This is a genomic window from Flavobacterium macrobrachii, from assembly GCF_014486675.1.
Taxonomy (GTDB): domain Bacteria; phylum Bacteroidota; class Bacteroidia; order Flavobacteriales; family Flavobacteriaceae; genus Flavobacterium; species Flavobacterium macrobrachii.
Genome location: NZ_JACTAC010000032.1, coordinates 20,126 through 35,512, shown reverse-complemented (window position 1 = coordinate 35,512; position 15,387 = coordinate 20,126). Strand labels below are relative to the sequence as shown.

15 protein-coding genes are annotated in these 15,387 nt (G+C 31.7%); 10 read left to right on the top strand and 5 right to left on the bottom strand.

Going from position 1 to position 15,387, the window contains the following annotated elements:
* Nucleotide 1: 1 nt before the first annotated feature.
* Nucleotides 2-283, bottom strand: coding sequence for a hypothetical protein (locus IAI56_RS08730; RefSeq protein WP_187657510.1), 282 nt, complete (start codon nucleotides 281-283; stop codon nucleotides 2-4).
* A 95-nt stretch (nucleotides 284-378) separates the two neighbouring features.
* On the opposite strand from IAI56_RS08730, the gene IAI56_RS08725 reads away from it, so the two are divergent.
* Entirely contained in the window at nucleotides 379-1,233 is an 855-nt protein-coding gene (locus IAI56_RS08725) for an aldose 1-epimerase family protein (RefSeq protein WP_187657509.1), read from the top strand.
* 8 nt (nucleotides 1,234-1,241) lie between these two features.
* Complete coding sequence (locus tag IAI56_RS08720) at nucleotides 1,242-1,802, top strand: GNAT family N-acetyltransferase (protein WP_187657508.1); 561 nt, start codon at nucleotides 1,242-1,244, stop codon at nucleotides 1,800-1,802.
* Here the strand turns inward: IAI56_RS08720 and IAI56_RS08715 are convergent.
* Nucleotides 1,799-2,035, bottom strand: a complete 237-nt coding sequence (locus tag IAI56_RS08715) for a VF530 family protein (protein WP_187657507.1) — start codon at nucleotides 2,033-2,035, stop codon at nucleotides 1,799-1,801. The genes IAI56_RS08720 and IAI56_RS08715 overlap by 4 nt on opposite strands.
* Before the next feature lie 86 nt (nucleotides 2,036-2,121).
* Nucleotides 2,122-2,802, bottom strand: a complete 681-nt coding sequence (locus IAI56_RS08710; RefSeq protein WP_187657506.1) for an OmpW/AlkL family protein — start codon at nucleotides 2,800-2,802, stop codon at nucleotides 2,122-2,124.
* Between the two features lie 153 nt (nucleotides 2,803-2,955).
* On the opposite strand from IAI56_RS08710, the gene smpB reads away from it, so the two are divergent.
* The gene (gene smpB / locus IAI56_RS08705; RefSeq protein WP_169525047.1) at nucleotides 2,956-3,411 is read left to right on the top strand and encodes an SsrA-binding protein SmpB; all 456 of its coding nucleotides are present in this window, start codon (nucleotides 2,956-2,958) and stop codon (nucleotides 3,409-3,411) included.
* Nucleotides 3,412-3,511: 100 nt separating this feature from the next.
* Here smpB and IAI56_RS08700 read toward each other — a convergent pair whose 3' ends face one another.
* Together IAI56_RS08700 and IAI56_RS08695 are read right to left on the bottom strand one after the other, a co-directional pair.
* Nucleotides 3,512-7,258 carry a transglutaminase domain-containing protein gene (locus IAI56_RS08700; protein WP_187657505.1) on the bottom strand — a complete coding sequence of 1,249 codons (3,747 nt, stop codon included), beginning with the start codon at nucleotides 7,256-7,258 and terminating at the stop codon, nucleotides 3,512-3,514.
* Between the two features lie 16 nt (nucleotides 7,259-7,274).
* Nucleotides 7,275-7,916 carry a protein-L-isoaspartate(D-aspartate) O-methyltransferase gene (locus IAI56_RS08695; protein ID WP_187657504.1) on the bottom strand — a complete coding sequence of 214 codons (642 nt, stop codon included), beginning with the start codon at nucleotides 7,914-7,916 and terminating at the stop codon, nucleotides 7,275-7,277.
* A 133-nt stretch (nucleotides 7,917-8,049) separates the two neighbouring features.
* Between IAI56_RS08695 and IAI56_RS08690 the strand changes: the two genes are divergently transcribed.
* The 7 genes from IAI56_RS08690 (at nucleotide 8,050) to IAI56_RS08660 (ending at nucleotide 15,263) form a co-directional block, all read left to right on the top strand.
* The gene (locus IAI56_RS08690) at nucleotides 8,050-9,018 is read left to right on the top strand and encodes a Gfo/Idh/MocA family protein (protein WP_187657503.1); all 969 of its coding nucleotides are present in this window, start codon (nucleotides 8,050-8,052) and stop codon (nucleotides 9,016-9,018) included.
* Between the two features lie 123 nt (nucleotides 9,019-9,141).
* Complete coding sequence (locus IAI56_RS08685; RefSeq protein ID WP_187657502.1) at nucleotides 9,142-10,032, top strand: 3-hydroxyacyl-CoA dehydrogenase family protein; 891 nt, start codon at nucleotides 9,142-9,144, stop codon at nucleotides 10,030-10,032.
* A gap of 72 nt (nucleotides 10,033-10,104) precedes the next feature.
* Complete coding sequence (locus IAI56_RS08680) at nucleotides 10,105-11,331, top strand: DUF1015 domain-containing protein (RefSeq protein ID WP_187657501.1); 1,227 nt, start codon at nucleotides 10,105-10,107, stop codon at nucleotides 11,329-11,331.
* Nucleotides 11,332-11,361: 30 nt separating this feature from the next.
* On the top strand, nucleotides 11,362-12,021 hold the full coding sequence (locus tag IAI56_RS08675; protein WP_187657500.1) for a YggS family pyridoxal phosphate-dependent enzyme: 660 nt from the start codon (nucleotides 11,362-11,364) through the stop codon (nucleotides 12,019-12,021).
* A 79-nt stretch (nucleotides 12,022-12,100) separates the two neighbouring features.
* Nucleotides 12,101-13,462, top strand: a complete 1,362-nt coding sequence (locus IAI56_RS08670) for an exonuclease domain-containing protein (protein WP_187657511.1) — start codon at nucleotides 12,101-12,103, stop codon at nucleotides 13,460-13,462.
* A 119-nt stretch (nucleotides 13,463-13,581) separates the two neighbouring features.
* Nucleotides 13,582-14,517, top strand: a complete 936-nt coding sequence (gene miaA, locus IAI56_RS08665; RefSeq protein ID WP_187657499.1) for a tRNA (adenosine(37)-N6)-dimethylallyltransferase MiaA — start codon at nucleotides 13,582-13,584, stop codon at nucleotides 14,515-14,517.
* Nucleotides 14,518-14,537: 20 nt separating this feature from the next.
* Nucleotides 14,538-15,263 (top strand): acyl-[acyl-carrier-protein] thioesterase, encoded by a 726-nt coding sequence (locus IAI56_RS08660; RefSeq protein ID WP_187657498.1) that lies wholly within the window; start codon nucleotides 14,538-14,540, stop codon nucleotides 15,261-15,263.
* The last annotated feature ends 124 nt before the right edge of the window (nucleotides 15,264-15,387 follow it).

Here is a 15,387-nt window from a genome sequence, read left to right as displayed (position 1 = left end):
TTTAAGCCGACATATAAATCCTGTGAATAGGTATCGTAAAACCTTGCTTCAAAATCACCCGATGATCTGTTACAGCCCAAACAGTTGTTTCTACAACTTTTTTTGATTGATTATCTTCAAAAAATATTTTAATTTTTGAATGCTCTAAATTTCCTAAATACAACGCTCTATTCAAGTCAATAAAACGTTGTCTAATTTCATCTTCAGAATTTAAAACTTCGTTAGAAGGAAATTTTAAAGTCTGAATATGTTCTTTTTCTATAATTTCAAAATTTGTTTCCATAATAATTTAAGTTAAGTTAATAATTTGAGATTAGGGAAGTATAAAATTAATAAAATATATTTGCATAAAACGTTAAATAAATTAAAATTTTTCAATTGACTACAACTATCTCAAATTCTAAAATAAGAGCTGATATTAGTTCTAATGGCGCCGAATTAATTTCATTAAAAAAAAGTAAAACTGGTAAAGAATACATTTGGAATGGCAATCCTGAGTTTTGGGCAAAACACTCGCCTACACTTTTTCCAATTGTTGGAACGCTAAAAAATAATTCTTACCTATATAATAATGTAGAATATCATTTATCGCGACATGGTTTTGCACGGGATAACTTTTTTGAAATTATTCAACAAACCAATAATGAAATTGTTTTTTCATTAAAATCAAATGATGAGACGTTAAAAAAATATCCCTTCCAATTTGAATTACAAATAAAATATACTATTTCGGAGAACGCTTTGCATGTAACATACAATGTTTTTAATAATAATGATGTTCAAATGCCTTTCTCCATTGGTGGTCATCCCGCTTTTGCATTAGAAAAAGAATTTGAAAATTACAGTTTGACATTTGAAGCCGATGAAACTTTAGAATATTATCCATTGGAAAACGACTTACTTTTAAATCAATCTTCCCTAATTAATTTGGAGAAAAAAACGTTGCCACTAACCTATTCGCTTTTTGAAAATGATGCTTTGGTCTTCAAACAATTAAAATCTAAAAACATACAAATTGTAGAAAACAACAAACCCATTTTTAATTTTAATTTCAACGATTTTCCAAACTTTGGCATTTGGACTAAAATCAATGCGCCTTTTATTTGCCTTGAACCTTGGGTTGGCTATGCTGATACTGTTTCTGCCAACGGAAATATCCTTGAAAAAGAAGGAATTATATTATTAGAACCAAAAAAGAATACTACATTTACATTCAGTATTACCATTTTATAATTTCAAGAATGCTCATCATTAATTTTCATCCATTCCAAAATTTAGAAACCAAACGATTATTGCTTAGACAATTAGACAACAAAGATGTCAACGAAGTTTTGGAACTGCGCGGCAATCCTGAAACCATGAAATTTATTCCGCGACCATTGGCAAAAAATACAGATGATGCTTTGGAACATATCAAAATGATTAATGATAAAATCGATGAAAATGTTGGGATAAATTGGGCAATTACGGTTAAAGGAAGCGATAAAATGATTGGATTACTTGGTCATTATAGAATTCAACCTGAAAATCATCGAGCGGAAATTGGCTACATGATTTTACCTCAATATAACGGAAAAGGTTATGTTACCGAAGCTGTAAAAGCCGTAATGGAATATGGATTTAATCAAATGAATTTACATTCGATTGAAGCTGTTATTGATCCAGAAAACATTGCTTCGGAAAGAGTTTTACAAAAAATTGGTTTTGTAAAAGAAGCTCATATTCTTGAAAATGAACTCTATGAAGGGAAATTTTGGGATACCGTAATTTATTCGATGCTAAAAAGAAATTATAAATTTTAGTCTTTACTTTTTAACTTTGGCAACGTTCTAATATAGAGTTCTTCCACTTTTTTTCTTGCCCAATCGGTTTTTCGTAGAAAAGTTAAACTCGATTTAATGGATGGATTTTCGTTAAAACAGCGAATTTTAATCAATTCACCCAAGGTGTCAAAACCATAAAAGGCAACGAGTTCTTCAAGGATTTTTTGAAGTGTAACACCATGAAGCGGATTGTTCGAATGATTTTTTTCCATAGAACAAAGATATCACATTTCTAAAAATAAAAAAGCAAACCCTTTAAATGAAAGGGTTTGCTTTTTTATTTAGTAACTTTATACTACTAAAATCGCATTCCAACACCAAATCCCCAAAGCCAAGGATTAATATCAACTTCGGCTGGAATACTTAAACCGGTTAATAAATTTGAAGCATCAACTGTTACATCTGTTGATAAAAACAAACGTTTTACATCTACGTTGATAAAAAATGTATCGTCAAGCATTAAGTCAAAACCAACTTGTGCAGCATAACCTAAAGCATTGTCATATTTAATATCTTTAACAACGCTTCCTGCTTTTTGATTGTAGAAAATAGTGTAATTCAATCCAGCACCAACATAAGGTTTAAATACTTTTTCTTTCATTGGAAAAAAGTGATATTGTAATGTTAAAGTTGGAGGCAATAAGTAAACGCTACCTAGATCAACATCGGCACTTGTTGGTCCGCCAACAGCTGAAATATCTGAACCAACTGTGTTCACATCGTGTTTAGTTGTTCCAAGAATTAATTCGGCTGCAATGTTTTTGGTAAAGAAATAAGTAATGTCCAATTCAGGAATAAATGAATTTGAAATGTTTACATCGCCACCAATTACGCCAATTTTTGCACTTTCGTTTGGAGTAACTCCAACACCGCGCAGTCTAATCATCCAATTTTTAAAATCATCTTTTTTTGTATCTTCTTGAGCATTTGCAGTGAAGCCTAAAAAAGCTAATCCAACTGCTAATAAAACTTTTTTCATTTTGATTATTTGGTTTAAAATTATACTCCAAAAGTATTATGAAGAATTTGCTTAAAAACTGACATAAATCATAGATTGAATATTTTTTTATCAATTTATTTTTCACACTTTTTTATCAAAAAAATTACCGTTTTGTTCTTACATTTGTTCGCTATGTTAAAAACAGTAAATATTCTTAATAAAAGAGCTCGATTTGATTATGAAATAATCGAGACTTATACTGCTGGAATTGTATTAACCGGAACAGAAATAAAATCCATCCGATTGGGCAAAGCCAATATTACCGAAGGTTTTTGTGAATTTCACAACGGCGAATTATTTGCCATCAATACTCAAATTGATGAATATCTTTATGGAAATCAGTTTAATCATAAAGCTAAAAGTGAACGTAAACTTTTATTAAACCGAAGAGAATTGAAAAAACTAGAACGCGCTTTGGACACCAAAGGTTTGACCATTATTCCGCTAAAACTTTTTACTAACGAAAAAGGTTTGGCTAAATTGGATATTGGCCTTTGTAGAGGAAAGAAAACCTATGACAAACGCGAAAGTTTGAAAGAACAAGACGTAAAACGTGACATTGCTCGAATTAAAAAAGAATATAAATAATTCTTGAATTTCAAATTAAGGATTATCCTAAATAAAAAATCCACCAATTATCAACACTAAATTTTGTGACAATTAGTGGATTATTTTTTTGAATTTATTTCTATTTAAAACCTACAACTTGTTCTTCAACGGTTAAAACTTCTTCTACAAAAGCTTTGTAATCTATATATTCAGATGTTTTAATATCATCCCAAGGTGTTTTTACTGTTCTGGTTATTTTTAATGAATTTGGAGCAACTAATTCAAACGCGATATCATAACTGTGTTTTTTAAACGCAAAGGTTTTATTTTCTGGAACTTCGGTGAATTTTTTTCCTTCGGGAATGTTCAATATTACCACCGAATGATACTCGTTACTATTTTCATAGGTAATGTATTTTATATCATAATTTCGAGTTTCTTGAGCAATGATATCTCGGGTATAAACTTTGTCGACAAATGGAATATCGATAATTTTTAGATTTCCAACGCTTTTTAATTTTTCACTTACCGAAATTTGGGTTTCAAACTCGATTGCATCGTCAAAAACTTCATTTTTAATCAACTTAGCCGAAAGTAATTTTACGGTTTTCTTCAACTTTGAATTGTATTGATCTTCCAAATCTTTTTTACGAACATCTTCGGTAGTTGAACTCGAAAACAATTCGTTGAAATAAGATTTGTTTGCGCCAACAACTTTTCGAGTATTGACAAAACTCATTTCTTTATCGGTAATTGTCACAACACTTGTTGTATTCAATTGATTTACAATAGCATTATCAAAAGGAATTTGAATAAGTGATGATTTTTCGTTTTCATTTTTATCAAAAGAAATTACCAAAGCATCAGCTTTGTACAACGAAACTGGCAACGACTTGAAAGGTAGAAATTTGTCTGTTAATTCTAAGAAAACCTCTTTTCCATTGATAATTGTTCTAACGATACAGTGGTTAAAATCTTTTGACGGAAGCGACATCATGTTTGAACTATTATCGTTGGTAGAAACCAAAACCAAGTTGGATTTTAATCCAGCCAATTGAGAAAAGGCTACAAATAAAGTTGAAACATCTTTGCAATCTCCCAATTTTGTTGTGATTGTTTTTGATGGCTTTTGTGGCACATAACCACTTTGTCTAAAATCCTGCGAACTGTATTTTATATTTTCTTCAATATACGTATAGATTTTTTTTGCAATTATTTCTTCTGATAAACCTGTTACGCCATTTGGAAAAATTTGGTCAAAAGTGCTTTTCGTAATTTTATCCAAAGTCAATGTTTTTTTCACTAAATCTGAATACCAATTGGATATTTCCTTCCAAGATTTAATTGAACTTACATTGATTGTATTAGTTAAATCAGCATAGTTTTTAGAATTTGGTTCCAATAAAGGTATTGCTGGAATGTTAGTTCTTTTCCAAATGGTGCAAAGTTTATTGTTTATTTTCTTGGTAGTTGGCGTAATAGTTCCGTTGAAAATTTTGCTTGTATATTGAACATCTTGAGGATTGATAATGCCAAAAATTGATTCCATCGAAGGATATGTACTATTAAAATAACAATCTAAATTGAAATCTTTAAAAAATCGTCCCGTTGAATTACTGTAGGATTCATATTCGATATAAACCACATCGCCAACTTCTAACTTAGAAAAAACTAATGTTCCCGAACCTTCTTCGGCTGGAACAATGCTTCCGTCTTTTTTAACAACTTCCGATTTTTGAAGCGTAATTGAATAGGTATTCAATCGATATTCTTTCATTTCTTCAATTCCATTTTCGCCCGTTATTTCATAAATCAAAACCACTTTTGACTTTCTTCCGCCTTCGGGTAAAATGTTTACAATGTATTCATCGACTAAAGTAACTACACCATAATCGCTTTTCATTTGAGAATTTCTTCTCTCTTTAATTAATTTATATTTGTCCTTAATATCAATTTCTTCAATTTCATCAGGTGTTTTGGTAATATCATACAACTGTTTTCTCAACGTGCTGTTTTCTGAATTATGCTCTAATGATTGACGAAGGTATTTTTCGGCTTCTTTTACATTATTCATATAATTGTAAACCATTCCTTTTCGTTCCATCAAATGATAAGAATAGGGATATAAAGCCAATGAATTATCGATTTCTACTAAAGCATCGTTATATTTTTTATCTTCAATTAACGAATTGATATAATCGGTTGCAACTCCAGTAAAATAAGGATAATTCTTTTTTCTTTCGGAGAAAAGTCGCTTCATGTCTTCTTTTCTATCTGCGGCACGATAATAACCAATAAGTTTTGACATTGCCGTAAAATTATCGGTTTTAGACACCAAATTTTCTAGCATTGAAATGGTTTTTTCTTTATTTTTTTCTAATGAATCATATAGAGGAGCAAAAGTTGTAATGTAGAATTCGCTATTATAAGTTGCCGCCAAAATGGTTTCAGCATTTTTCATCATTGCTTCTTTATTAGAATTTCTAGCGTTGATTAAAAAATCATATAAAATACTCAAAACAGGCGTTGCTAATTTTTTGGATTTTTCTCTGTATTTTTCCAATTCAGCTATACTGGTTGAACCTAACCATTCAGTATCTTGCGCTTTGGTAGCAATTGTATAATAATAATCTGGATCTTGAAGTTCCATATTTTTTATGATTTCATTGACCTTTGCAGCATCTTCTTTGTAAGCATAAAACTCTGCCAAACGTGTTTTTACGATAGAACTATTTGGATAGGTTTTATCTAATTCTTCGATAACGTCATCAGCTAATTCAAGTTTTTTATTATGAATATATGCATCATAAAGCATGAATTTATAGAATATTGAATTTGGATTTTCTTTTACTTTTTTAACCAAATAATCTTCAAAATCAGGGTTGATTTCTTCTAAATTCAAAGATTGAAGTGTTGATTTAACATAATCTTTATAAGTATTATGATAAACAATGTTTTCTATAATGTTATTTTGGGTGTCAGATACTGTAAAATAGAAGTAACTATTTCCACTAGAGATTGATGATTTTATCAAAATTCGGTTAATTCCTTTTGGCAATTTTACCTTCAATTTGTATGCATTCAAATCAGATAGTTTATTCAATGTATTTGCATAAACTTCGACATCGTTTACAAATATTTTCAGCGAAGCACTCATCCCAAAATTAAAAACAACATCGCGTTCTTCTGGATTTTCAGCAAAAACCTGTGAATACATAATTCCGTTTCCATATTCATCTTCGTTTGAAAATGTATGATAACCTTCGTTTTGCATCACTTTTGGATTGTACCAACCTACTTTTCCATTGCTATTGGCATCAAACAATTTATCGTTTTTTGGATAAATTTCTGGTTCATATTCAATGTCAATTCCGCTATCGTTCAAATTTTCAAATGTACCACAAAGTTGCCAATTCATTACAGCGTTCAACTGCTTGATATACTGATTGTAACCTTGATAATTTTTACGATTTCTATCGGCAATCGCTTTATAATAAATTACAATTGGATTGTTTTTAAAATTATCCAATTGTATCATCGTATCGACTTTTTTATAAATATTGTCATTAAAACCTAGTGTTTCAATATCATCCAAAAGGAATTGTTGCTTCATCAATGAAGTCAAATAATACTTGCTTTCAGGAAATTTCGCCAAAGTATTGACAAATTTTTCATCAAAATCAAATTTACCATTTTCCAATTCTATTATTTTTCCAAGTAAAAAGTATTCAATTTTACTTTCGGAAGTTGTTTTGAATTCTTTTTCAAAAAGTTTTTGAGCTTCGGTTCTTTTATTGGTTAATAACAAATCCCAAACTTTCTTTTCAGCAGTTTGTGCCAATGCAATGGTTGAGAATAACAAGAATAAAATTTGAAATTTCTTCATTATATAAAGTTTGGTTTTAATTTTTATTTTCTAAAAGTGGTACAAATCGAAATTCGCCGAATTCGTGTTTTTCAAACTGAGTTTCATTTTTTCGGATAAGCATTGTCATAACTTGCTCATTTTCGCCCAATGGAATAACTAATCTTCCACCAATTTTCAATTGTGCCATCAATGGTTTTGGAATAATTGGCGCGCCAGCTGTTACAATAATACTGTCAAACGGTGCATGATTTGGCAAACCTTTATAACCATCGCCAAAAGACAAATGCTTTGGTCGAATACCTAATTTTGGTAACAAAGCCGAAGTGATTTTAAACAATTCGTTTTGTCTTTCTACCGAAAAAACTTTGGCACCAAGCATGCATAAAACTGCGGTTTGATAACCTGAACCTGTTCCAATTTCAAGGATTTTATCATCTTTTTTCACCTGAAGCAACTGCGATTGAAACGCCACAGTATAAGGTTGTGAAATGGTTTGTCCAGCAGCAATCGGAAAAGCTTTATCTTGATATGCAAAATCTTCAAAACTAGAATTTAAGAACAAATGTCTTGGAATTTTTTTAATGGCATCCAAAACGCTTTTGTCTGTAATTCCTTTTTCTTCTAAAATCTTAGCTAACTGATTTCTAAGTCCTTGATGTTTGGCTGTATCTTTCAAAATTTGGGTAACATTAATTTTGGTAAAAATAGAAGTAAAAATTCCAAAATACAAATAACAAATTCCAAAAAAACTTTAATTCTGAAACTTGAAACTTGAAACAAATATCTTATTTTTGATAAAATTTATTTTTATGCTAAAAGTTGGCGTTTTGGGTGCAGGTCACCTTGGAAAAATACACTTACGATTGTTAAATCAATCAGAAAAATATGAATTAGTTGGGTTTTATGACGAAAACCCCGAATATGCCGAAAAAATCGCCGCCGAATTTGGATACAAACGTTTTGACACGATTGCCAAATTAATTCACGCCGTTGATGTTATTGACATTGTAACTCCTACTCTTTCGCACTACAAATGTGCTAAAGTTTCCATCAAATCAGGTAAACACGTTTTTATAGAAAAACCTATTTCGACTACAGTTGAAGAAGCCGAAGAGATTATTGCTTTAGCAAAAGAATACAACGTAAAAGGTCAAGTTGGTCATGTGGAACGTTTCAATCCAGCTTTTATTGCTGTGAAAGATCAAATTGAAAACCCAATGTTTATTGAAACGCATCGATTGGCAGAGTTTAATCCTCGTGGAACTGATGTTCCTGTGGTTTTGGATTTGATGATTCATGATATTGATGCTATCTTAAGTGTGGTAAAATCAAAAGTGAAAGCGGTTCACGCAAGTGGTGTTTCCGTTTTAAGTCAATCTCCAGATATTGCTAATGCTCGAATTGAATTTGAAAATGGTTGTGTTGCTAACATAACTTCGAGTAGAATCTCTATGAAAAACATGCGTAAATCACGCTTTTTTCAAAAAGATGCTTATATCTCTGTTGATTATTTAGATAAAATTTGTGAAGTTGTAAAAATGAAAGAAGCACCAGAAGTTCCAGGTGATTTTGATATGATTTTACAAAATGCTGAAGGCGAAAAGAAGCAAATTTACTTCAACAATCCTGATGTTTCTCCAAATAATGCCATTTTGGACGAATTAGAGACTTTTGCTGATGCCATAAATAACAATACAACTCCAGTGGTAACTTTAGAAGACGGAACGGAAGCTTTGCGAGTTGCTTATATGATTATTGATTCAATGAATGAAAAATAGATTACGTCCACTATGTAGACACAATTCGAAACAGAACTAAACCATTAAGATGTTAAGTTTCATTAAGCCTTAATTTTTCTTAATTTCTTAATGGTTCAAACTAAAACAAACTAAACAAACATAATGAATACAATTGCAGTAATTGGCGCAGGAACAATGGGCAACGGAATTGCTCACACTTTTGCACAAAGCGGTTTTACCGTAAAATTAATCGATATTTCTGAAAAATCCTTAGAAAAAGGAATGGCAACCATTGCTTCCAACCTTGATAGAATGGTTACTAAAGGAACAATTTCCGAAGAAGACAAACACAAAACCATAGGAAATATAATCACTTACACTGACATCAAAGATGGTGTTGTGGGTTGTGATTTAGTAGTTGAAGCTGCGACAGAAAACGTAACGCTAAAACTAAATATCTTCAAACAATTAAGCGAAGTTTGCGACCATAACGTGATTTTGGCAACCAATACTTCATCTATTTCTATCACGCAAATTGCAGCACAAGTTGTTCATCCGGAACGTGTAATTGGAATGCATTTTATGAATCCGGTGCCGATTATGAAATTAGTCGAAATTATACGTGGTTACAACACTTCGGATCAAGTGACAAAAATCATCATGGATTTATCAGTAAAATTAGGAAAAACTCCAACCGAAGTAAACGATTATCCGGGATTTGTAGCCAACAGAATTTTAATGCCAATGATTAACGAAAGTATTGAAACACTTTACAATGGTGTTGCCGGCGTTCAAGAAATTGACACAGTTATGAAACTCGGAATGGCACATCCGATGGGACCATTGCAATTAGCCGATTTTATTGGATTAGACGTTTGTCTTTCGATTTTAAACGTAATGTATGATGGTTTCAAAAATCCAAAATATGCTCCTTGCCCACTTTTAGTAAATATGGTAATGGCAGGAAAACTTGGTGTAAAATCAGGTGAAGGTTTCTATGATTATGCTGAAAGTAAAAAAGCCGAGAAAGTTTCATCTCAATTTAGTAAATAGTAAAAAGTGATTAGTGAATAGTCATTTCACAAAAGCTAATTACTATTCACTAATTACTAATCACTCAAAAACATGAGCAAAATAATCCCTTTCAAAGCCGTTCGACCAACTTCAGATAAAGTAAGTTTGGTAACCTGCAGAAATTATGACGATTATAGTTCGGCGGAACTTGCTGCTTGGTTGAGTTTCAATCCCTATTCGTTTTTGCACGTCATTCATCCTGCGTATATGCATTCGCAGAAAATTACTTTAGATAAACGTTTTAAAGGTGTTGCTCATAAATATCAAGATTTCAAAGAAGACGGAATTTTTATGGAAGAAGACAAATCCGTTTTCTTTTTATATGAAATCAAAACCAAAACACAATCTTTCACCGGAATTGTTGCTGGAACTTCGATAGATGATTATAAAAATAATGTCATCAAAAAACACGAAGACACTTTGCAGTATCGTGTAGAATACTTCAAGGATTATTTACACCAAACAGGTTTCAATACCGAACCAGTTTTAATTACGTATCCCGATAATGAAACGCTAAGCGATTGGATTTTTAAAAAGAAAAAAAGTCAGCCGATTTATAATTTTTCTACAACCAATAAAGAAAAACATCAGCTTTGGAAAATTGAAACCGATGAAGAAATTGCTTGGTTAGCGAAACAGTTTGAAGAAATTCCCGAATTATATATTGCAGATGGACATCATCGTTCGGCTTCGGCAGAAATGCTTTATGATGAAGATAGTCATTTAGGCAATGAGAATTTAAACTATTTTATGAGTTTTTTGATTGCGGAAAGTCAAGTTAAAATCTATGAATTCAACCGAATTATTCGTGATTTGAATGGTTATTCCAAAGAAGATTTTCTCGAAAAACTTTCTGAACATTTCATCATCAAAGACAAAGAACAGGAATTGTGGAAACCGCAAAGCAAATTTGAATTTGGCATGTATCTCGACGGAAGTTTTTATGCACTTTTTTATAAAATCAATGACAATTTCAAAAATCAAAATTCAATATTAACGAATTTAGACGCTCAAATTCTATATGATAAAGTTCTGCAACCATTACTTGGCATTGAAGATTTACGAAACGACGAACGTATTGAATATATTCCTGGAAAACAATCTATTGCAACAATAAAAGAATTGGTTGACGAAGGCGAATTTGAAGTTGGTTTCATGCTTTACCCAAGTGATATTTCAGAAATTAAAGCCTTGGCTGATAACAATTTAATCATGCCACCAAAAAGTACATATATTGAACCAAAGTTTCGTAGTGGTTTGATGGTTTATGAATTATGATTCAGAAAAAAGAGAAAAGAAAATAGACAAATGTCAATACAAGAAAATTTACTCCAAATAAAATCCCAACTTCCGTCAAACGTTACTTTAGTTGCGGTTTCAAAAACCAAACCTATTGAAGATTTAATGGAAGCTTACAATGCCGGTCAGCGAATTTTTGGAGAAAATAAAATCCAAGAAATGACCGAAAAATGGCAGCAAATGCCCAAAGACATTGAATGGCACATGATTGGTCACGTTCAGTCGAATAAAGTGAAATATATGATTCCGTATGTAAAACTCATTCACGGAGTTGACAGTTTGAAATTACTAAAAGAAATCAACCGTCAAGCCGTTCGTTGGCGAAAAAACATCAATTGTTTACTTCAAATTCACATTGCCGAAGAAGAAACTAAATTTGGTCTAAACGAAAATGAATTGATTGAGTTACTGAATTCTGATGAGTTTAAAGAAATGACCAATATTAAAGTCATAGGTTTAATGGGAATGGCTACTTTCACTGACAATCAAGAGCAAATAAAAAAAGAGTTTCAAAATTTAAAAAACATTTTCGACAAACTCCAACAACTTGAAACTTTAAACTTGAAACTCGAAACCCTTTCCATGGGAATGTCAGGCGATTATCAATTAGCCATCGATTGCGGTAGTACAATGGTTCGGATTGGAAGTAGTATATTTGGCGGAAGATAATGATTGAAGATTGTTAATTAACGATTTTTGATTTATGAACTTTTAAACTTGAAACCTTAAACTTTTTAAACAAAATATTATCTACGCTATTCTCGACATAGAAACCACCGGAGGACAATTCAACGAAGAAGGAATTACCGAAATCGCCATCTATAAATTTGACGGTCACGAAGTCGTTGATCAATTTATTAGCTTGGTCAATCCGGAAAAACCTATTCAACCGTTTGTGGTAAAACTGACCGGAATTAACAATGCAATGCTTCGTTCGGCGCCAAAATTCTATGAAGTTGCCAAACGAATTATTGAAATTACTCAAGATTGTATTGTCGTTGCTCATAATTCTTCTTTCGATTATCGAATTCTAAGAACTGAATTTTCACGTTTGGGATATGATTATATCAGACCAACACTTTGCACCGTTGAATTATCACAAAAACTCATTCCTGGACAACCTTCCTATAGTTTAGGAAAACTGGTTCGTTCACTCGGAATTCCTGTTGCCGATAGGCATCGAGCAAGTGGCGATGCAATGGCGACTGTGAAATTATTCAAAATGCTTTTGGCAAAAGATGTCGCAAAAGAAATTTTGATTAGTTCGATTAAAGCCGAAATCAAAAAAGGTTTAACTCCAAAATTGCTCGATATTGTAGAGAGCATGCCAACTAAAACCGGTATTTACTACATTCATAACGAAAAAGGCGATTTGATTTATATTGGCAAAAGTAAAAACATAAAAAAACGTATTAATCAGCATTTTACGGGAACATCGGGTAAAAGTAAAAAGATACAACGCGAAGTTTTTGCTGTAACTTATGAAGAAACTGGTAGCGAATTGATTGCTTTATTGAAAGAAAGCGAAGAAATCAAAATCAATAAACCGATTTACAATCGAGCGCAACGGAAAAGTATCTTTCAATATGCGCTTTATGTTGAAAAAGATGAAAACGGATATTTGGCTTTAAAAGTTCAAAAAGCCGATGGTCGAAAAAAAGAAATTACATCATTTACTTCTATTCAGGAAGGAAAAAATATGTTGTTTAAAATTACGGCAGAACATCAATTATGTCAAAAAATAAATGGTTTATATGAAACTAAAAATGGTTGTTTTCAACTAAAAATCAAAGAATGTAACGGTGCTTGTCTCGGCAAAGAAAATCCCGATGATTACAATCAACGTGTTGAAGAATTCATTAAAGAAATGAAATTTGAAAACAACAATATGGTTGTTATCGATCGTGGTAGAAAGATTGACGAACGCAGTGCTGTTTTAATTGAAAACGGAATTTACAAAGGTTATTGCTTTTTTGACTTGAATTATCAAGTAAGCAACATTGAAATCTTAAAAAATATTATTATTCCAATGCAAAACAATCGCGATATAAAAACCATTATTCAGGGTTATTTGAGAAGAAATAAAGTGATGAAGATTGTTAAGTTTTAATTTTTTATTTGGAGCTAATCCAGCTTTCCGCTATATCTTTTATAAATTTGTATTTAGCGATTTGCTAAATACAAATTTATAAAAGGATGCCGCTTCAATCTGGGCTAAAAACATATTAATTGGAAAAAAACTATCTCATCACCATCATCGGACCAACAGCAATCGGGAAAACTTACTTAAGTATTGCTTTGGCACAACATTTCAATTGCGATATCATTTCTTGCGATAGCCGACAGTTTTTTAAGGAAATGAAAATCGGTACAGCAGTTCCTTCTGAAGAAGAATTGGTAAGTGCAACACATCATTTTATTCAAAATAAATCGATTTTTGATAATTACTCGGTTGGTGATTTTGAAAAAGAAGCTCTTGCAAAATTGGATGAATTATTTTTGAAAAATAATGTTCAAATAATGGTTGGCGGAAGTGGTTTGTATGTTGATGCCGTTTTGAAAGGTTTCGATGATTTTCCAGATATTGATGAAAAAGTTCGAGTAAAAATAAATGCTGATTTTGAACAATTTGGAATAGATTATCTACAGCAAAAGTTAGCAGCATTAGATACTGATTATTTCCAAAAAATTTCAACCGAAAATCCGCAAACGTTACAAAATCCGCAACGGATGAAACGCTTTGTAGAAGTTTGTCTTGGAACAGGAAAACCGTATTCAAGTTTTATTGGACAAAAGAAAAACCAGCGCAACTTCACTCCTATTATCATAGGATTGGAAGCCGAAAGAGAAATGATGTACAACCGAATTAATCAACGTGTTGATATCATGATGAATGAAGGTTTACTAAAAGAAGTTGAATATTTATTCCCAAACAAAAACCTAAATGCTCTGCAAACCGTTGGTTATCGTGAATTATTTGATTTTTTTGAAGGAAAAACATCTTTGGAATTCGCCATTGAACAAATTAAAATGAACACACGTCGATTTGCAAAACGCCAAATTACTTGGTTTAAACGAACTGAAAATGTGCTTTGGTTTGATTATTTAACGGATAAAAAAAAGATTATAAAAAATATTAATCAGCATATAAGTCTTAATTCTTAATACTCATATCTTAATACTAAATGCCAATTTCACCCAACTTTACCTCTATTTTACAGGAAGAAAAAGAAATAAATTTTCTTCAATGTTATCCAAATGGTTATTTGAAATATACCGATTTGTGTAACATTTTGCAGTTAACTGCTGGTTTGCATGCAGAACTTGGCGGCATTAGTTTTAGCGATATGCAAGTGTTTCATCAAGCTTGGGTTTTAAGCAGAATGCGTGTTGAAATTAAGCGTTTACCAAAATGGCGTGATGTTGTTATGGTTAAAACTTGGATAAAGTCGTTGGAGAATTCGCGTTCGGTTCGATGTTTGGAATTGTATGTTGGTGATGAAAAAATTGTAGGTTGTGAAACATTTTGGGCTGTGATTAATACCAACAAAAGAAAACCTGAAAGCTTGGCTTTGCCTCACGAACATTTTGAAAAATTTCCAGAAAATGCCACCGAAAAAAAGTTTTCAAAAATAGTTTTAAAGGAAGAACTTGAGATTTTAGAAAATTATACCGTTCGGCTTTCGGATTTGGATGTTGTTAATCATGCTAATAATGTGAAATATTTGGAATGGTGTTTAAATAATTGTGATGTTAATCAATTAATTAACAATGGTTTGAAAGCTTTTGAAATGAATTTTATGCGTGAATTGTCGCTTGGTGACGAAGCTGTTATTGGTCGATATGATGATGTTTTTGTAATTTCTAATAATGACAAAGCATGTTTTGCTCTGGAACTGGAGTGGAATTAATGCCGGAAGTTTAGCCCCGATTGAAGCGGCATCCTTTATAACGAGTTTGCAAAACGAGTTGTAAAGATATAGCGGAAAGCGGGAATCAGCTCCAAAAAAAAATCCCCATCAAATTGACAGGGAA

Excerpts from the sequence above, each read along its gene's own strand:
- IAI56_RS08730 (WP_187657510.1), bottom strand. The coding sequence starts at position 283 with ATGGAAACAAATTTTGAAATTATAGAAAAAGAACATATTCAGACTTTA.
- IAI56_RS08720 (WP_187657508.1), top strand. The coding sequence starts at position 1,242 with ATGCTCATCATTAATTTTCATCCATTCCAAAATTTAGAAACCAAACGA.
- IAI56_RS08715 (WP_187657507.1), bottom strand. The coding sequence starts at position 2,035 with ATGGAAAAAAATCATTCGAACAATCCGCTTCATGGTGTTACACTTCAA.
- IAI56_RS08710 (WP_187657506.1), bottom strand. The coding sequence starts at position 2,802 with ATGAAAAAAGTTTTATTAGCAGTTGGATTAGCTTTTTTAGGCTTCACT.
- smpB (WP_169525047.1), top strand. The coding sequence starts at position 2,956 with ATGTTAAAAACAGTAAATATTCTTAATAAAAGAGCTCGATTTGATTAT.
- IAI56_RS08700 (WP_187657505.1), bottom strand. The coding sequence starts at position 7,258 with ATGAAGAAATTTCAAATTTTATTCTTGTTATTCTCAACCATTGCATTG.
- IAI56_RS08690 (WP_187657503.1), top strand. The coding sequence starts at position 8,050 with ATGCTAAAAGTTGGCGTTTTGGGTGCAGGTCACCTTGGAAAAATACAC.
- IAI56_RS08685 (WP_187657502.1), top strand. The coding sequence starts at position 9,142 with ATGAATACAATTGCAGTAATTGGCGCAGGAACAATGGGCAACGGAATT.
- IAI56_RS08680 (WP_187657501.1), top strand. The coding sequence starts at position 10,105 with ATGAGCAAAATAATCCCTTTCAAAGCCGTTCGACCAACTTCAGATAAA.
- IAI56_RS08675 (WP_187657500.1), top strand. The coding sequence starts at position 11,362 with ATGTCAATACAAGAAAATTTACTCCAAATAAAATCCCAACTTCCGTCA.
- IAI56_RS08660 (WP_187657498.1), top strand. The coding sequence starts at position 14,538 with ATGCCAATTTCACCCAACTTTACCTCTATTTTACAGGAAGAAAAAGAA.